The following is a 17,472-nucleotide window of genomic DNA, read 5'->3' as shown; positions in this document are numbered from 1 at the left end:
TGCCTAAATGCTATAAAACTGTGGCATAATGTGCCTAATATCACATTTTCAACCTATGAGTATGCGCCTTGTTAATCAGCAATAATATTACTATGCAGTTTGGCTCCAAGCCGCTGTTTGAGAACATCTCTGTCAAATTTGGCGGTGGAAACCGCTACGGTTTAATCGGTGCCAACGGTAGCGGTAAATCAACCTTTATGAAAATCCTCGGCGGCGATCTTGCGCCGAGTGGCGGTAACGTATTCCTCGATCCTAACGAACGTCTGGGTAAACTAAAGCAGGATCAGTTTGCCTATGAAGAGTTCAGCGTACTGGATACCGTAATTATGGGTCACGGTGAGCTGTGGGAAGTCAAAGAAGAACGCGACCGCATCTATAACCTGCCGGAAATGAGCGAAGAAGATGGGCTAAAAGTGGCCGATCTTGAAGTGCTGTACGGCGAAATGGACGGTTACACTGCGGAGTCCCGCGCGGGCGAACTGCTGCTGGGCGTCGGTATCCCGGTCGAACAGCACTATGGCCCAATGAGCGAAGTTGCACCCGGCTGGAAACTTCGGGTATTGCTGGCTCAGGCACTGTTTGCCGATCCAGATATTCTGCTGCTGGACGAACCAACCAACAACCTGGATATCGATACTATCCGTTGGTTGGAACAAACCCTGAACGATCGTAACAGTACCATGATCATCATTTCCCATGACCGTCACTTCCTGAATATGGTCTGTACCCATATGGCCGATCTGGATTACGGTGAGCTACGGGTTTATCCGGGTAACTATGATGATTATATGACTGCCTCGACTCAGGCTCGCGAGCGTCTATTATCGGACAATGCCAAGAAAAAAGCGCAGATCAACGAACTGCAATCTTTCGTTAGCCGCTTTAGCGCCAATGCCTCTAAATCTCGTCAGGCAACATCTCGCGCCCGTCAGATTGATAAAATCCAACTGGAAGAAGTGAAAGCCTCCAGCCGTCAGAATCCATTTATCCGTTTTGAACAAGATAAGAAACTGTTCCGTAATGCACTGGAAGTGGAAAACCTGTCCAAAGGTTATGATGGCAATCCACCGCTGTTTAAAAACCTGAATCTAATGCTGGAAGTCGGCGAAAAAGTGGCGGTTCTGGGTACCAACGGCGTGGGTAAAACTACCCTGCTGAAAACCCTGATCGAAGAATTAACCCCGGATGCTGGTCGTCTGAAGTGGTCTGAAAATGCCAGCATTGGCTATTATGCTCAGGATCATGCCACCGATTTTGAAGTGGATATGACCGTATTTGACTGGATGAGCCTATGGATGCAGCCAAACGATGACGAACAGTCTGTACGCAGCGTGCTGGGTCGACTGCTGTTCTCTCAGGATGACATCAAGAAATCCATTAAGGTGCTGTCCGGTGGTGAAAAAGGACGCATGCTGTTCGGCAAATTGATGATGACCCGCCCAAATATTCTGATTATGGATGAACCAACCAACCACTTGGATATGGAATCTATCGAATCACTGAATATGGCGCTGGAACTCTATCAGGGCACCTTGATTTTCGTTTCCCATGACCGAGAGTTCGTTAGCTCATTGGCAACACGCATCATCGAAATTACGCCAGAGAAAGTCACAGACTTCAGCGGCAACTATGATGATTACCTGCGTAGTCAGGGTATCGCTAACTAAAACTTATCTAGAGATGGCAACAAGCCCGCTATATATTTTAGCGGGCTTTTTATTACCCGTCGCCCGTCCTTCAAGTACAACACCTTTCAGAATCAAACAAAATAGCAAAAAAAGCCTTCCATCAAGGAAGGCTTTTTAATTTAAAAATCGTTAGCTACCGCTTATTCGCCGCCAGAACCTGAACGACGTGCGCCAGAGAACGATGCACGTTTCTGCTGCGCTGGCTTATCTGAGCGCGGCTTCTGGCTACGAGGCTTACTATCAGCACGGCCTTCAGCCGCCTGACCATTTCTGTTACCCCATGGGCCGCCATCTTTATGACCATTCCCCTGAGAGGAAGAACGTCCGCGACCTGAATTTTGACGAGGTCCTTGTCCCTGACCTCTTCCCTGACGCCCATTGATAATCGGCTCAGCTTTGATAGTTGGATCAGGATCGTAACCTTCAAAAGCGATACGTGGAATCTCTAACTTCAACAGGCGCTCAATATCACGCAATAGCTTATGCTCATCGACACAAACCAGAGAAACCGCTTCACCGGTACATTCAGCACGGCCAGTACGACCGATACGGTGAACGTAATCTTCCGGTACGTTTGGTAGCTCATAGTTCACCACGTGCGGCAGATGGTCGATATCCAAACCGCGAGCGGCGATATCTGTTGCTACCAGAACGCGGATTTTACCATTCTTAAACTCATCCAGCGCTCGGGTACGGGCACCCTGACTTTTATTACCGTGGATAGCCGAAGCAGTAATACCATCTTTATTAAGCTGCTCCGCCAAATGGTTAGCGCCGTGCTTGGTGCGGGTAAAGACCAACACCTGTTGCCACTGGCCCTGACCAATCATCTGAGATAGCAGTTCACGCTTGCGTTTTTTATCAACCAAGTGGACTTTCTGATCTACCAGTTCTGATGGGGTATTACGCTTGGCGACTTCGACTGAAGCCGGATTATGCAGCAGCTTCGATGCCAATCCTTTAATTTCATCAGAGAACGTCGCTGAGAACAGCAAGTTCTGACGCTTCACCGGCAGTTTAGCCAGAACCCGACGGATATCATGGATAAAGCCCATATCCAACATGCGATCCGCTTCATCCAGGACTAAAATTTCAACCTTAGAAAGGTCTACCGCATTCTGATGTTCCAGATCCAGTAAACGACCAGGAGTCGCTACCAGTACATCAACACCACCACGCAGTTTCATCATCTGTGGATTAATGCTAACGCCGCCAAACACCACCAGCGAACGAATATTTAAATGACGGCTATATTCCTGCACATTCTCACCAACCTGCGCAGCCAGCTCACGGGTCGGCGTCAGAATCAATGCACGTACAGGACGACGGCCGCGAGGCGAGTCATTGTTTGCCGTTAACAGCTGTAATAGTGGCAGCGTGAAACCGGCGGTTTTACCCGTACCGGTTTGAGCACAGGCCATTAAATCACGGCCGGATAACACCACCGGAATAGCCTGTTGCTGAATAGGGGTTGGCTCACGGTAGCCTTGTTCTTCAACCGCGCGCAAAATTTCGGCATTTAAGCCGAGAGAATCAAAAGACATAAAAGGAAAAACTCCAGACTCGCCCGGCAAATTATCCTAAGCAGGAATAACTATTTGCTACGGTCCTGACGAGATTATTAATACGAGGTATGACATTGTGACATGACCGCGAGGAATATGGCGTAGACCGAAAGTACGCCGATTAGAGTAAGTATAGCAGAACTTCCCAGACTTAGTGCAACAATTCAAAATATAACGCTAACCATGCCAGTTGCCAACCTTAACAAACTTAAATGCTATCCGTTACATTGTATATTTTTTGTTACAGGTAATTGAATAAAATACCAAGCCACTCTGTTCATTAATAGATCAGATAAACCTTCTAATACGAAGAGTTAGCACAAATTAACGCCTATCATAGATTTTGTTTATAGCATCAATCAGATAATAGACATGCTACAAATATGTAACTAGTTTATAATTTCTTTTCTGGATGAGTCATTATACCGTCCAGTCGTCAGATACCTCTGACACAATAAGGATCATGTTTCCCCATCTGTTAGATATCACCACACGTCTCTGCGTGTGCGACGTCAACAATAATAAGGATACCACTATGAGTTACAAAACCGTAAACCCCTACACCGGTGAAACCCTTAAAACTTTCCCTGATGCAACCGATGCTGAAGTGGCCGGCGCCATTGATAAAGCACACAATGCTTTTCTGAGTTGGAAAGAAAAACCGATTGCCGAGCGTCTTGCTCTGCTACAGCGCGTTGCCGATGGCCTGCGCAAGGAAAAGAAAGAGATTGCTAAATTACTGACCATTGAAATGGGCAAACTCTACAGCGAAGCTCAGGGAGAAGTAGAGCTATCCGCTCAAATATTTGAATACTATGTTAAAAATGCGGAAGAACTGCTGAAGCCAGAGAAGCTGCCGGTAGCCGATCCGGCGGAAGGTCAGGCAATTCTGGTCTGCGATCCGCTGGGTGTCTTATTGGCGATTGAGCCATGGAACTTCCCTTATTACCAAATTGCACGCATCCTGGCACCTCAATTGGCGGTGGGTAATACCCTGCTGCTGAAACATGCGTCCAACGTACCACAAAGCGCCGCGGCATTTGAGCGCGTTGTTCTTGAAGCAGGCTTGCCGGAAGGCTTACTGCAAAACCTGTATGCCACCCGCACTCAGGTTGAAACCATTATCAACGATCCTCGTGTACACGGTGTCGCATTAACCGGCTCTGAAGGCGCGGGTTCAGTTATCGCCTCTCAGGCTGGTAAAGCTCTGAAAAAATGTACTATGGAATTAGGTGGCGCTGATGCCTTTGTGGTTTTAGCCGATGCGCCATTGAAAGAAACCGTACGCTGGGCGGTATTTGGCCGTCACTGGAATGGTGGTCAAGTCTGCGTATCATCTAAGCGTATGATTATCGATGCAAAAATCTATGATGACTTCCTTAGCCAATATCAGGAAGGCGTTGCTGCATTAAAAGCAGGCGACCCGTTTGATGAAACAACCACGCTGGCACCACTCTCTTCCCAGCAAGCTGCGGATGAAGTGAAAGATAAAGTTCGTCAGGCGGTGGCTCACGGTGCGACAGCAATCGAAGTTGGCCCTAAAGTTCCTTCTCAAGGTGCTTTTGTACAGCCAACTATCCTCACCAATGTGACACCTGATAACCCAGCCTATTACTGGGAATTCTTTGGTCCAGTTTCTATGCTGTTTAAAGCCAAAGACGAAGATGATGCAGTACGTATCGCCAACGATACACCTTTTGGACTAGGTGGTTCAGTCTTTACCGCTCGTCCGGAACACGGTGCTGAAGTTGCTAAGCGCATTTCTACCGGTATGATCTTCGTTAACCACCCAACCATGGTAAAAGCTGACTTACCATTCGGTGGCGTGCGTCGTTCAGGCTTTGGCCGTGAACTGATTGGTTTAGGACTTAAAGAGTTTGCTAACCATAAATTGATCGATATCGTTGATATTAATGCACCGTTCTGATTTTTATCGTTGATCGTAAAAGGCCCTCATTGAGGGCCTTTTTTATGTCCGGAAACCACAGAAGAAATGATATGGCAGGCGTTAAATAAACAAAGGGCGCGAATATATCGCGCCCTTTTACATTCAATCAGATGCCGATATTAGCGACGATCGCCTAAAATACGCAGCAGCATTAAGAACAGGTTGATGAAGTCTAAATACAGGGTTAACGCGCCCATAATAGAAGACTTGCGATAACCTTCGCGGTCATCAAGAGACACCTGCTCACCAATTTGCTTCAGCTTTTGGGTGTCATAAGCGGTTAAGCCCACAAATACAATCACACCGATATAGGTGATCGCCCAAGTTAACGCCGGGCTCTTCAGGAAGATATTCACCAGAGAAGCCAGAAGAATACCGATCAGGCCCATAATCATCATGCTGCCCAAACCGCTTAAATCACGCTTGGTGGTATAACCATACAGGCTCATGGCACCGAAAGTTCCTGCCGTAACAAAGAACGTGCTGGCAATAGAACTGCTGGTATAAGCCACAAAGATGCTGGACATGGTCAAGCCAGTCAGCACGGAGTAAAGCATAAACAGCGTAGTGGCTAAGGAACCACTAATGCGGTTCAGCATGCCGGATAGGAAAAACACCACACCAAGCTGTACGATAATCAGCCCGAAAAAGGTAATGTTGCTGGAGAAAATGAAGCTCTGCAACGCTGTTCCGGTAACAAACCAGGCAGTAAATGCGGTCAATAACAGACCACAGGTCATCCATCCGTAGACCTGAGCCATAAACGCCTGAAGACCGGTATTGGCGTGTTCTACGATAGTACCGTTGTGACGTGGATCCATTAAATTTGTCCTTCTATCTTAAGAGTCAAACATAGTGTTATAAAAACGAACGAACTTAGATTAAGGTTACCACATATTATGACATCTGATGGTAAAAATAATTTCGTCATGTCTGGTAAAGAAACGTGACAAATCGCGCGATAACCATCTCACTTCTGGTTAAAGAATTATCTGACCCAGCGACAGGTTAACTGTGCAATTCTCTGACCAAATAAACGTGCCGTTTCTAACTCACCCGGCAGCGGTGCTTCCTCAACTGAGGCATCTGCCGGTGATACGGTCATCAAACCAGAAACGCCAGCAATATAGTTAACATCATTACGGGTTGCCGCTTTGGTATTGGAAGGCAGCATTCCCATTCCTACCCAAATGCCGCCGTGTTGCTGGGACAAATGAAACATATAATCCAACGTGCTGAGCTTATCGCCGTTCATACTTGCCGAGTTGGTAAACCCAGCAAACAACTTATCCTTCCACTGCTGAGCCACCCAAGGAGCCGATGACCCATCGGCAAATTTCTTAAACTGCCACGATGGACCGCTCATATAGGTAGGACTACCAAAAATAATTCCATCTGCAACGGCTAACGCATCCCATGCCTGTTCGGGTAAATTACCTTCCGCATCAATAGGCACCATATCAACCAGTGTATCACTGACTTCCATCAATCCTTTCGCTACCGCCTCTGCGACTTTTGCCGTATGTCCATATCCGCTGTGATATACAATTGCAACGCGTGTCATTAAAGCCTCTGTGAAACTGAAAAAAAGAAAGCCCGCAAAACAGGCTCTGGAACTGGGGGATTATATCATTTTTGGTGTGAAAAATGGGGATAAAGCACCACTAATAGGTCTAAGCACTTAAGGTTTTCGACAAATCATCCCAGTCAGGATTCATATTTTCTATCAATTCAATCTTCCATATACGTCGCCAATGTTTAATATTCTTTTCTCGAGTGATGGCCTGATACATTGAAGAATGTAATTCATACCAAACTAAGCGTTTAATATTATATTTCTGGGTAAAACCCAAGACTTCGCCCCGTTGATGACACTCTATTCGATTAGGCAGATTAGATGTCACTCCGACATATAAAGCGCCTTTTGGGCGACTGGCAAGAATGTAAACACAAGGTTGTTTCATTTAAATAACTAAGGATAAATGCTTGGTTAGTAGAGAATGATTGGGATCTCTCAAAGATTCAAACTGAGAACTGATTATTTGAATGAGGCCCGCAACATTAATATGTATGTGTCTTTCTCTTGTTATCCCAGTAGTGACATTGTCATCCTTGCATTTATACCGTCATCCTAGCGGAAGCTCTGAGGAATCCCCAGAAAAATAAACATGAATTCTTAACTATGATTTATATTGTCATTCCCGCATTTATACCGTCATCCCTGCGAAAGCGGGGACCTCGTTCTTAAGCCAAGCGTTGTCGTTAAGCTAAAACATTAGATTCCGGTTTTCACCGGAATGACGAAGGGGGGAATGCGATCATATTCTGACTGAGTCACTCATAAGATGGAACAAATCGCTCACAAAATGCCTACTTTAATCCTTTGAATCCCTAAAGAAAAAATTTGTGGGGATTCCTCAGAGCGGAAGCTAGGATCTCGCCCTTAAGCCAAGCGTAGTCATTAAGCCAAAACCTGGATTCCGGTTTTCACCGGAATGACGGAGGAGAGAATCACGGTTAGGGGACTTCTATAGTCTGATTGTCGCTACCCCAACATTTATATTGTCATCGCTGCATTTATACCGTCATCCCAGCGGAAGCTAGAACGCGTAGCCGTAGGCGAAGCAAACATTCACATAGTGAATGGCCCGAAGGGTGAGCGCAGCGAATCATCTCGCCCTTAGGCCAAGCGTGGTCGTTAAGCTAAAACCTAGATTCCGGTTTTCACCGGAATGACGGAGGAGGAAATCACGATTAGGGGGATTTCTATAGTCTGATTGTTGCTATCCCTGCATTTATACCGTCATCCTAGCGGAAGCTAGAACGCGTAGCCGTAGGCGAAACAAACATTCACATAGTGAATGGCCCGAAGGGTGAGCGCAGCGAATCATCTCGCCCTTAAGCCAAGCGTGGTCATTAAGCTAAAACCTGGATTCCGGTTTTCACCGGAATGACGAAGGTATGCACCACTGGAATAAAGGAGGGAATACAGGATCTACCAACGCTCTGCCGCCTGCTTATCACTCTCTCGAGAATCCACCCAGCGGTCCCCTTCCTGAGTCGCTTCGCGTTTCCAGAATGGGGCTTTGGTTTTCAGGTAATCCATAATAAATTCAGCCGCTTCAAAGGCTGAACTGCGGTGGGCGCTGGTCACACCGACAAACACGATTTCATCACCAGGGAACAGTTCACCGATGCGGTGAATAACGTTCACCCGTTGTAAAGGCCAGCGTTGGCGAGCGGCGATAATAATCTCGGCCAGAGACTTCTCGGTCATGCCCGGATAGTGTTCCAGCGTCAAAGCGCTTACGCTATCCCCCAGATTATGATTGCGCACCTTGCCGGTAAAGGTCACTACCGCACCATCATCATCACATTGGGACAGCCATTGATATTCATCACCGACATTAAACGCCGCCGGACTGACAGTTATACGCGTATTCTTATCTTCAGACATCTTAGCCCCCTGTGACCGGTGGGAAAAATGCCACTTCATCGCCATCTGCAATCGGGTGCTCGGCAGTCACCAGCATCTGGTTTACCGCCATCAACAACTTGCCCGGCTCCAGTGCCAAAGGCCATTTGTTACCGCGGCTACACAATGCCTGACGTAATGCCTCTACCGTCGGATACTCTGCCGGTAACGCCAGTTGGTCGGTACCCACCAGTTCTCTGACCTGAGCAAAAAAGATCACCTTAATCATTATGCCTCCGCCTGAAAGTCACCGGATTTACCGCCGCTCTTGGTTAATAGTCTCACCGGGCCGATCACCATATCCTTCTGCACCGCTTTACACATATCATAAATGGTCAGCGCCGCCACGGATGCGGCAGTCAGCGCTTCCATCTCTACGCCGGTTTTACCGGTTAATCGACAGCAGGACTCAATGCGCACTCGATTATTCTCTGGCTGCGCCTCAAGAGAAACTTCGACCTTGCTTAACAGCAGCGGATGACAGAGAGGGATCAGTTCCCAAGTACGTTTTGCCGCCTGAATACCGGCAATGCGTGCGGTAGCAAACACATCACCTTTATGATGGCTACCCTGCATAATCATGGTTAACGTTTGCTCACTCATTTCAACGTAGGCTTCGGCACGCGCTTCGCGCACGGTTTCGCTTTTAGCAGAAACATCGACCATGTGTGCTTCACCGGAAGCATTAATATGGGTTAACTGTGACATGGTTAAATCTATCTCTATTTTTTGCTCAAATGAGGAAGAAAGTTACACGGACGATGACGGGCATCCAGTTGCTCAACGATAATGCGTTCCCAAGCCATTTTGCAGGCATTGGTTGAACCCGGCACGGCAAAAATAATGGTCTGGTTAGCTATACCGGCAAGAGCACGAGACTGAATGGTCGAGGTGCCGATATCCTCATAAGACAACATGCGGAACAGCTCACCAAAGCCTTCTACCTGACGGTCAAATAACGGTTGTATCGCTTCCGGTGTATTATCACGGGCAGTAAAACCAGTACCGCCGGTAATCACTATCCCCTGCACCGATGGATCGGCAATCCAGCCCGACACCACCGCTCGAATTTGATAAATATTGTCTTTAATAATACGTTTATCGACGACCTGATGGCCAACCGCTGCCGCCGCTTCAACCAGATAATGACCTGAGGTATCTTCCGCTTCACTGCGAGAATCAGAAACGGTTAATACCGCAAGAGAAACGGGAATAAATTCACTGGCTGCATGTCCCATGCTTAGCTCCTTAACATCATGATGTACGGCGATATCCACTTGAGCGGATATCAGCCGCCAATAAATGACAGATTTTGCGTAATACCGCTGTTGCCCTGATGCAGAAAGTGCGTCTGCTTTTTCGTCAACAGCTTATCCTGAATGCGCGCTTTCAACGCTTCTAACTGATTGTCGTCGGTGAGTAAATCCCGTAGAGAAATACCTTGCTCACCAAACAAACACAGATGAAGGTTACCCACGGCGGAAACCCGCAGGCGGTTACAGCTCAGGCAAAAATCTTTTTCATAAGGCATAATCAGGCCAATTTGGCCCTGATAATCAGGATGGGTAAACACCTGTGCTGGACCGTCGCTGCGATCTCTAACCCTTTGCTGCCACCCCTGCTCCAGCAGTTGGCGGCGAATGACGTCACCAGATACGTGATGCTTACGGAATAGATCGGTACCCTCTCCGGTTTCCATCAGTTCAATGAAGCGCAATTGGATGGGGCGATCTTTAATCCAGTTAAGGAAGGTGGCCAGACTGCGATCGTTAACGTCGCGCATCAGCACGGTATTCACTTTAATCGTATTGAAACCAGCGGCAAAGCCAGCATCAATCCCGTCCATCACCTGACGGAATTTATCCTGACCGGTAATAGTATGAAACTGACGCGCGTCTAGGCTATCTACGCTGACGTTAATTGAGGTTAAACCGGCATCTTTCCAACTCTGGACATCTCGCGCCATGCGATAGCCGTTGGTAGTTACCGCCAACGTTCTAATCGCTGAGTTCTCACGGATAGCCGCCACAATATCGACGAAATCACGACGTAGTGTAGGCTCTCCCCCGGTCAGACGCACTTTCTCTGTACCCAGTTCAGCAAAGCCTCTACCCACGCGCTTAATTTCATCCAGCGTTAAAAAACGCTTATTGGCGTTTGGTTTATAACCATCAGGAAGACAGTAGTTGCAACGAAAGTTGCAGACGTCTGTAATCGATAGGCGCAAATAATAAAACTTGCGATCAAAAGCATCGGTTAATTGCGATACCATAAAACACCTTTCCAATTCGGGAGGTGCAGGCATTTCTACCTTACACCCTGGTGACTTAATGTCACGGCTGCAGCACCATATCATTCACTGACTTAGGTTGAAGCAGCTCAGAGTTTCATTGTTTGCCGGTTTTACTACCCGTAATTGGGCAGTTGACCGTGCAATATATAGATATTAATGTTTAATAACGACGACTACCAGCATTAATAATCGCTATATAAATAATTACATAACGTTTATTCTTTATTTTAGTGGCTGTGACCATACTGAAAAAACGCAGCGGCCAGCTTGATATAAGTCAATATTAATAAATGTCATGTTAAATAACGCAACCTTCGCCTTTTGTAACAAAATCGGGTAACTTATGCCGCAAAATCAATCCCTATATGAAGGAATCGCATGCGTAATCGCACGTTAAGTGATTTGGAACACGTGGTGGCCCTCGGCGGAGGACACGGTTTAGGCCGCGTTATGTCAGCACTTTCCTCTCTTGATTCTCGCCTTACGGGTATTGTTACCACCACCGACAACGGCGGTTCAACCGGGCGTATTCGTCAATCTGAAGGCGGAATAGCCTGGGGCGATCTGCGCAACTGCCTGAATCAATTAATCACTGAGCCTAGCATTGCCTCCACCATGTTTGAATACCGCTTTAGTGGCAATGGTGAACTGGCCGGTCATAATTTGGGCAATTTAATGTTAAAAGCGCTGGATAATCTGAGCGTTCGCCCATTAGACGCGATTAATCTTATTCGCAATATGCTAAAAGTACGAGCCTATTTAATTCCCATGTCGGAACATCCGGTCGATCTGGCGGCGATTGACGTTGAGGGAAATCTAATACACGGTGAAGTTAACGTTGATAGCCTGAAACAGATGCCGCAGCAATTGATGCTGGAGCCGCACGTGGCTGCGACCTATGAAGCGGTTGAAGCAATTGATCGGGCTGAACTGATTCTGGTCGGTCCCGGTAGCTTTATGACCAGTCTGATGCCACCGCTGCTGTTAAAAGAAATCGCTGAGGCGATGCAGCGCAGCAAAGCACGTATTATCTATATTGGTAATTTGGCTAAAGAGCTTAGCCCCGCAGCAGCATCACTCACTCTACAGATTAAAATGGGCATCATTGAGCAAGCCATTGGCGGGCGAAAAATTGATGGCATTATTATTGGCCCGCATACCAGCATTGAAGGCATTAAAGATAAGGTGATTGTCCAGCAGCCGCTGGAAGCGGAGGATATTCCCTATCGCCACGATCGCGATATGCTACATAAAGCGCTGGAATGTGCACTACGGAAGTTTGGCGAATAATATTTCAGTCAATAAAAAAGCGCGTACTTAACGCGCTTTTTTATTATCGAACGCCTGACTATGGGCGGGTATCCGCTATCACTCGGGTTGTTTTCCCTTGAATCACTAATACCTTCTGACCGTTACCCAAAGGATTGTCTATACCCTGAGCAACGGTAATCAGTCCGTCACGTTCAGTCTGAATCACATACTCAATCGCCTTCTGTTGGGACACACCCTTTTCAACAGAAGAACCCAACACACCACCAAGCAATGCTCCACCAATGGCCCCTAGCGCATTCGCTCGGAAACCACCACCAATGGCAGAACCGGCAACACCACCAGCAACAGACCCCACCAGCCCACCAACCTCGTTGTTACCTTCCACGTTAACCACTCGGGAACTAACAATAGTTCCGGCAAAGGTACGACTAGCCTGACCAACCTGCTGATCAGAATAAGAATCTGAAGAAATATTAGAGGCACATCCTGCCATACTTAACGCAATACAGGCGGCACCAATACTTTTAAGAATGAACGACTTCATTTTTTCTCCCTCAATAAATCAAATAGTCTGATATCTATCCTGATACACCGACACTGACTTTCCTGTCAGGTGAATGAATTAAGTATAACAGCACGGAAAATAAATGCGGTGGATCAAGGTGCGATCTGATGCTGAGATGACGATAAATAAGGGATTAAAGCCAAAAGCCGTCGTCAATGTAGCGAAAAACCCGGTGATTTACATAAAGGAAAGATAAAAAGAGTTGCTGGTTTTATGACTGTGGGTTGGACTGCCTATGCGGCAGTTCAGGAAACATGGCAAATAGATTACAGCGCCCGTATTTTCTAAGCCGCCTATACGGCGGTTCAGACCCGTTAGAGCACCCGTAGAGCACCCGTTATTTTCTAAGCCGCCTATACGGCGGTTCAGTAGAGCGTGTTAATGCTGACTCCGACCGCTTTTTTCTAAGCCGCCTATACGGCGGTTCAGTAGAAATTTTACCAATAAATCCCTCTACAGCCCCGATAATATCAGACATCTATCCGAAATTAAGTCAAAATACCCTTTTTTCAGCGGTCATCGTAACTTATTGTTTTATATAAAACGAAAATACATCGCTAAAAAAAGGGTTTATTTAAGTTAACGCTATTTTTTTAAAGAACATCAATTTATTCGGTCAAAAAATAGGAACCGTTGTCCGATGTTGCGCATCGCTTAACCCATATTTCGTCAGCTTTCCTTGCTGCACTTCGCCAGTCTCTTTGTTGATAAACAGGTGGAAATAATTTTTTCCCCCGTCTTCTGCCGGTTTAGAACTATGGCTAACCAGATGGATAAACGGCAATTGACAGCGTAACTTCTCAATAAAACGACTCAGGCTTTTCTCGGCCATATCATTCCATTCACCACCGGCTTTTTTAAGCAAATATTGACGTTTTCTATCAATATCTCTGGGGCTTTTGCTATGTTTACGCACAAATGCCGCATACCCTTGCACCACGTCTGGAACCGGTTTAATTTCTCCCAGCAAAGCATAATTCGATATGTCGATAAGATATTGCTGAATATTCAGTGAATTCAAAGCCGTCGCCGAACCATGCAGCCTTAACCGATTCCCCAGCGTATTATTCCGGTGATTATCGGCATCCACGTGATAATCAGGAAAACTAACGGCTACTGGATTCGCATTCTCCACCAGCGTAAGGTGCAGTTGGTAAAAAAGCTGATTCATCACCAACGCCGACGCAATTTCAGGATTGTGCAAAATCTGGATATCAATATAACGATCCATCAGTTACTCCTTACCGCTTTCACCAAATACGCCACCACGAATCAGAATAGCCGCCACATAGTGCCGCTGCTCCAACGTCAATTCCTGATCTTTTAGTACCCATGCATCAAACAGCGTATAAAAATCTGCCTTCGCTTTTGGCTGACGAAAAGCGGTACCCATTGACGTTACTGAGCCATAAGGCTCAACCGCTATAGGGAATTGAGCATCCGGATACCATGTATCAATGGTTCTTAACGCATTACTGATTTTTTGTGAATGCATCGCTGCGGCTTCATCAATCTGATACAGAGTTTTGCTCTTTCTCCCCTTATCCAGAATCAGTTCCTGAGAAGGATAAACTTCTTTCCCGCTGCCGACTTTGGCATAAGTTTCAATATGCAGCAGAACAAATTTTTCACCGCTTAAGCCCTGCTTGATCCAGCTTGCCAATTTCTCCAATTCACCATCGGGTTTATCAAAGCTCATCAGCGAGTAATCTTTGGCTTTAAACGTCAGCGGCTTCTCCCCTTCCGCCTTAACCACCACATCAATAAACTCAGCACCCATACGGTTACGCCATAAGAAACGCCCATTAGCAATATTGCTGGCATAGCGTTTAGCCAGTTCATCAAAACCGACCTTATCAATATAGGTTTTTAACGTTTGCTCCAGTTTGTTTTGGTAGTTGGCGTCATTACAAACGCAGGGCTTGCCGGTAAACGGTAATACTTTCAGGCTCCATTTCACAACCAGAGTGTCGTTTTCCTGACTCAGGGCTGCCATATCAACGGTTTGCAAATTGGCTTTCTGGATCTCTGAATCTAGTTTGGTTGGATCGCTGGCAATCGCATTTTTTAACCGATTTGAAATAGTGCCGCGTACTGACTTTTCACTAATTTTAACTTTGTTAAAACCATCACGCTGTTGCCAGTTGGTCTGAAAAAACACCCCGTCAGATACATCAAAATTACGTTCAAAAGCTAATACTGAGGCTGTTTTTAATATGGTTTTAGACATGGAGACTCTCCTTGAAAAAATTCTGATTAACTATTTAATTAAAATAAAGTTTGTAAGTTTTCATCATTCGCTGAGGACTGACTGACAAGAAATAATTGATTATCGAGATCGGTGTGATGGCGCCAGAAAATGGTATTGAAATCGTTAACCTTATAGGTAAAACGCCATTCGCCGACTGAATAGACCGTTTCAACAAAGTGAGTCGGATATTGAGGTGCTCGAATATCTGCTACCTGATTAGCGCCAAATTCAGGCGCAATCCCTTTATAGCCAACGGGGATGGGAACTAACCAGCCATTTTTCTCTGATGACATCGTCCAGGTGACGTTCCCCTTGCTAATATCATCTCTGGCATCACCAACGCTCTCTGGATGCACATGGATACTACACAGGTCAATTAAGGCATCCAGCGCTGTTTTATCAGGATGTTTAGCCTGTAGCTTCTTGGTATGTTTAATCAAAGCCTGTTGGCTATCCATCAATAGAAACGATGGACTAATTTGAATTTTGATCGCTTTAATGGCCTCGTTATCGCCTTTAGGATCGTTATGCAGCTGAATTCGACGCTGAGCCGTTCCGATACTTAAAACGCTTCCACCCGCCAAACGTTGTTGCATTAATTGCAGATATACCGCGTCACAAAAAAGCTGTTTCTCTTGCGGATTCCAATCCATGTCACCAATAACTTCAATCACTAAACTTACATCCAGATGTGCATACCCTTCCTCAATAATTGAAGGGGAATTGCCATCTTTTTTAATCGGATGGCGAGACTGAATAAAGCTCCAGTCTGAAGCGTAATTATTAGGTCTGGAACGTTGAACGTCACAACGATGGGCGGCAATGGCAACCCCCTCTAATTTGACATCAAATGTTTCAGTTAACTTGCGACTCAGCGCATGTACAGCACCGGTAAATGCGGTGATTGCTGGAAAACCATAGGTCAACGGGCTGGAAATGCAGTTGGCATTCTGAATTTTGATATGAGGAATCACTAAATAGTATTTCATTCAAATATTCCCCATCCTTCCCGAATACTTTGTTTGATCAGATCCGCCATGTCGTATTTCCATTCTTTCTGCTCAGTATCCGCCAGATGTATGTATTTATTATCCCGGTAGGCATCATTTAAGCGGTGGTTAAGCCATACGCCAAAATCATGAGCCAGCTCCATTTTCCAATCGCTTGTCTCCCTTAGTTCAGCCCATTCGGCATCAATATCCGCACGTTTAGGATCTAACCAAAACGCCTGAGAAGCCTTTAAGCCACCATGTTTAGACCAACCACCGTCAAAACCACGGACTTGTTCACCATACCTCATCAAAACTTCAAGAATATCTTTAATAATCAATTGCCGCTTTTCACGAACGGATGCATTGTTGCGAGATTCATCAATAACGTTCTGGCAGAAACGCCTGATATGTTTTTTGGCAAAATAATTGAATGCCCGGTCAAAAATTGAACTTTCCAATACCGGAGGTTTAACCCGCCATGCAGAGGTATCTTCTGGTTGATTAGTCGGCGGGAGAGATGGCAGGAGATAATTACGCCCGCCGCGTTCTGAATTAAGCTGAGAGATATTTTGTGGCTTGGTTCCCCCTAATTTTACATAGGCAATATCAGGCACAATGGTATATCCGACCTCATGACCTTTTTCATTTTTGCGCGCGTCTTTGGCTAATTTAACTTCATCGCTAAATCGAATTTCTTGCAGGTTTTGATACACCTGATGAACAAAACTGGTGGGATATAAAGGAACAATATTAAGATAATTATCTTGCTGTTGGGCATCAATATTAACGGGCCATAAGAGCTGTTTCATTAGCTCATAGACTTTCACATTTTCCATTGAGCGTTGAGTAATGCTTTTAAATGCCGCTAAATATTGTTTTGCCTGCTGTGGACTCTCGGAAAAAACCGATAACAGTTGGGAATCTTCCTTTAATACTAAATCTAATATGGTGCTATTTTCATCAACGCTAACGCTTAAGAATTTATAAACATCAAGTGCGGCAGCATTACCAACAATATCTAAAGCGTGTGTATTTAAATCTGCTGAACTCACTAATCCATCAGTTATTTTAATTAACTGAGCATTTATATTCGTCCCTTTACTATCAGGATGAATACCTTTAACCGTATGAGTCGCGAACTGTATTTGTGATGCTCTTCGTGCAGCATCCGCGATCCATTCGTGAGGGTGATATTTTAACTTTAAGTCATTAATCTCCTGCGGCGACTTTGCTTTATCAAGTTTAGCCTGCAAGCGCTCATTGATAAAAGCATGAACTGCCCGTTGAACCGGCATGCCTATCTCCTTTCAATACAATACAAATATGAATAAAGTCGATGAGTTATAATTAATTTTAGAGAAAACCAATTCAATAATGAATATTGAAATATTAGATGTTACGCATAAAAAACATCATCGTAGCA

General features: G+C 45.7%; 17 protein-coding genes and 1 riboswitch. Of the genes, 3 read left to right on the top strand and 14 right to left on the bottom strand.

Annotation, left to right across the window (positions count from 1 at the left end; genetic code table 11):
* Positions 1-68 precede the first annotated feature (68 nt).
* The gene (locus tag BMZ28_RS04790; RefSeq protein WP_047780708.1) at positions 69-1,667 is read left to right on the top strand and encodes an ABC-F family ATPase; all 1,599 of its coding nucleotides are present in this window, start codon (positions 69-71) and stop codon (positions 1,665-1,667) included.
* A 161-nt stretch (positions 1,668-1,828) separates the two neighbouring features.
* Here the strand turns inward: BMZ28_RS04790 and rhlE are convergent, their stop codons facing one another.
* On the bottom strand, positions 1,829-3,232 hold the full coding sequence (rhlE, locus tag BMZ28_RS04785) for an ATP-dependent RNA helicase RhlE (protein WP_047780707.1): 1,404 nt from the start codon (positions 3,230-3,232) through the stop codon (positions 1,829-1,831).
* A 556-nt stretch (positions 3,233-3,788) separates the two neighbouring features.
* Here rhlE and BMZ28_RS04780 point away from each other — a divergent pair.
* Complete coding sequence (locus tag BMZ28_RS04780) at positions 3,789-5,180, top strand: NAD-dependent succinate-semialdehyde dehydrogenase (RefSeq protein ID WP_047780706.1); 1,392 nt, start codon at positions 3,789-3,791, stop codon at positions 5,178-5,180.
* 140 nt (positions 5,181-5,320) lie between these two features.
* Here the strand turns inward: BMZ28_RS04780 and BMZ28_RS04775 are convergent, their stop codons facing one another.
* The 8 genes from BMZ28_RS04775 to moaA form a co-directional block, all read right to left on the bottom strand.
* Positions 5,321-6,022 (bottom strand): Bax inhibitor-1/YccA family protein, encoded by a 702-nt coding sequence (locus BMZ28_RS04775; RefSeq protein WP_074821097.1) that lies wholly within the window; start codon positions 6,020-6,022, stop codon positions 5,321-5,323.
* Positions 6,023-6,189: 167 nt separating this feature from the next.
* Positions 6,190-6,765: a flavodoxin family protein gene (locus tag BMZ28_RS04770; RefSeq protein WP_074821095.1), complete on the bottom strand. Its 576-nt coding sequence runs from the start codon at positions 6,763-6,765 to the stop codon at positions 6,190-6,192.
* Positions 6,766-6,874: 109 nt separating this feature from the next.
* On the bottom strand, positions 6,875-7,165 hold the full coding sequence (locus BMZ28_RS04765) for a GIY-YIG nuclease family protein (protein ID WP_071845452.1): 291 nt from the start codon (positions 7,163-7,165) through the stop codon (positions 6,875-6,877).
* Between the two features lie 1,031 nt (positions 7,166-8,196).
* Positions 8,197-8,658, bottom strand: a complete 462-nt coding sequence (gene moaE, locus BMZ28_RS04760; RefSeq protein WP_047780703.1) for a molybdopterin synthase catalytic subunit MoaE — start codon at positions 8,656-8,658, stop codon at positions 8,197-8,199.
* Position 8,659: 1 nt separating this feature from the next.
* On the bottom strand, positions 8,660-8,905 hold the full coding sequence (gene moaD / locus BMZ28_RS04755) for a molybdopterin synthase sulfur carrier subunit (protein ID WP_074821091.1): 246 nt from the start codon (positions 8,903-8,905) through the stop codon (positions 8,660-8,662).
* Entirely contained in the window at positions 8,905-9,384 is a 480-nt protein-coding gene (moaC, locus tag BMZ28_RS04750; RefSeq protein ID WP_074821088.1) for a cyclic pyranopterin monophosphate synthase MoaC, read from the bottom strand. Before moaC ends, moaD begins: the two co-directional genes overlap by 1 nt.
* Before the next feature lie 14 nt (positions 9,385-9,398).
* Positions 9,399-9,914 carry a molybdenum cofactor biosynthesis protein B gene (gene moaB, locus BMZ28_RS04745; protein WP_074821085.1) on the bottom strand — a complete coding sequence of 172 codons (516 nt, stop codon included), beginning with the start codon at positions 9,912-9,914 and terminating at the stop codon, positions 9,399-9,401.
* A gap of 50 nt (positions 9,915-9,964) precedes the next feature.
* The gene (gene moaA, locus BMZ28_RS04740) at positions 9,965-10,948 is read right to left on the bottom strand and encodes a GTP 3',8-cyclase MoaA (RefSeq protein WP_074821083.1); all 984 of its coding nucleotides are present in this window, start codon (positions 10,946-10,948) and stop codon (positions 9,965-9,967) included.
* Positions 10,937-11,073: riboswitch (molybdenum cofactor riboswitch) on the bottom strand. It overlaps the preceding gene by 12 nt.
* Before the next feature lie 274 nt (positions 11,074-11,347).
* Between moaA and BMZ28_RS04735 the strand changes: the two genes are divergently transcribed.
* Complete coding sequence (locus BMZ28_RS04735; protein WP_074821080.1) at positions 11,348-12,259, top strand: gluconeogenesis factor YvcK family protein; 912 nt, start codon at positions 11,348-11,350, stop codon at positions 12,257-12,259.
* Between the two features lie 58 nt (positions 12,260-12,317).
* Here BMZ28_RS04735 and BMZ28_RS04730 read toward each other — a convergent pair whose 3' ends face one another.
* From BMZ28_RS04730 to csy1, 5 genes are all read right to left on the bottom strand, one after another.
* Positions 12,318-12,785 carry an outer membrane lipoprotein gene (locus BMZ28_RS04730; protein ID WP_074821076.1) on the bottom strand — a complete coding sequence of 156 codons (468 nt, stop codon included), beginning with the start codon at positions 12,783-12,785 and terminating at the stop codon, positions 12,318-12,320.
* Positions 12,786-13,422: 637 nt separating this feature from the next.
* Positions 13,423-14,037 carry a type I-F CRISPR-associated endoribonuclease Cas6/Csy4 gene (gene cas6f, locus BMZ28_RS04725; protein WP_074821073.1) on the bottom strand — a complete coding sequence of 205 codons (615 nt, stop codon included), beginning with the start codon at positions 14,035-14,037 and terminating at the stop codon, positions 13,423-13,425.
* Positions 14,038-14,040: 3 nt separating this feature from the next.
* Entirely contained in the window at positions 14,041-15,036 is a 996-nt protein-coding gene (gene csy3, locus BMZ28_RS04720; protein ID WP_074821070.1) for a type I-F CRISPR-associated protein Csy3, read from the bottom strand.
* Between the two features lie 38 nt (positions 15,037-15,074).
* A complete protein-coding gene (gene csy2 / locus BMZ28_RS04715) occupies positions 15,075-16,046 on the bottom strand; it encodes a type I-F CRISPR-associated protein Csy2 (protein ID WP_074821066.1) in 972 nt (323 codons plus the stop codon).
* The gene (csy1, locus tag BMZ28_RS04710) at positions 16,043-17,344 is read right to left on the bottom strand and encodes a type I-F CRISPR-associated protein Csy1 (protein ID WP_074821064.1); all 1,302 of its coding nucleotides are present in this window, start codon (positions 17,342-17,344) and stop codon (positions 16,043-16,045) included. Before csy1 ends, csy2 begins: the two co-directional genes overlap by 4 nt.
* Positions 17,345-17,472 lie beyond the last annotated feature (128 nt).

It is taken from the genome of Pragia fontium DSM 5563 = ATCC 49100 (assembly GCF_900112475.1).
Classification (GTDB): domain Bacteria; phylum Pseudomonadota; class Gammaproteobacteria; order Enterobacterales; family Enterobacteriaceae; genus Pragia; species Pragia fontium.
The sequence above is the reverse complement of the archived record's forward strand: the minus strand, read 5'-3'. Positions and strand labels throughout refer to the sequence as shown.

Coding starts and splice junctions, on each gene's coding strand:
- rhlE (WP_047780707.1), bottom strand. CDS start 3,232: ATGTCTTTTGATTCTCTCGGCTTAAATGCCGAAATTTTGCGCGCGGTT.
- BMZ28_RS04780 (WP_047780706.1), top strand. CDS start 3,789: ATGAGTTACAAAACCGTAAACCCCTACACCGGTGAAACCCTTAAAACT.
- BMZ28_RS04775 (WP_074821097.1), bottom strand. CDS start 6,022: ATGGATCCACGTCACAACGGTACTATCGTAGAACACGCCAATACCGGT.
- BMZ28_RS04770 (WP_074821095.1), bottom strand. CDS start 6,765: ATGACACGCGTTGCAATTGTATATCACAGCGGATATGGACATACGGCA.
- BMZ28_RS04765 (WP_071845452.1), bottom strand. CDS start 7,165: ATGAAACAACCTTGTGTTTACATTCTTGCCAGTCGCCCAAAAGGCGCT.
- moaE (WP_047780703.1), bottom strand. CDS start 8,658: ATGTCTGAAGATAAGAATACGCGTATAACTGTCAGTCCGGCGGCGTTT.
- moaD (WP_074821091.1), bottom strand. CDS start 8,905: ATGATTAAGGTGATCTTTTTTGCTCAGGTCAGAGAACTGGTGGGTACC.
- moaC (WP_074821088.1), bottom strand. CDS start 9,384: ATGTCACAGTTAACCCATATTAATGCTTCCGGTGAAGCACACATGGTC.
- moaB (WP_074821085.1), bottom strand. CDS start 9,914: ATGGGACATGCAGCCAGTGAATTTATTCCCGTTTCTCTTGCGGTATTA.
- moaA (WP_074821083.1), bottom strand. CDS start 10,948: ATGGTATCGCAATTAACCGATGCTTTTGATCGCAAGTTTTATTATTTG.
- BMZ28_RS04735 (WP_074821080.1), top strand. CDS start 11,348: ATGCGTAATCGCACGTTAAGTGATTTGGAACACGTGGTGGCCCTCGGC.
- BMZ28_RS04730 (WP_074821076.1), bottom strand. CDS start 12,785: ATGAAGTCGTTCATTCTTAAAAGTATTGGTGCCGCCTGTATTGCGTTA.
- cas6f (WP_074821073.1), bottom strand. CDS start 14,037: ATGGATCGTTATATTGATATCCAGATTTTGCACAATCCTGAAATTGCG.
- csy3 (WP_074821070.1), bottom strand. CDS start 15,036: ATGTCTAAAACCATATTAAAAACAGCCTCAGTATTAGCTTTTGAACGT.
- csy2 (WP_074821066.1), bottom strand. CDS start 16,046: ATGAAATACTATTTAGTGATTCCTCATATCAAAATTCAGAATGCCAAC.
- csy1 (WP_074821064.1), bottom strand. CDS start 17,344: ATGCCGGTTCAACGGGCAGTTCATGCTTTTATCAATGAGCGCTTGCAG.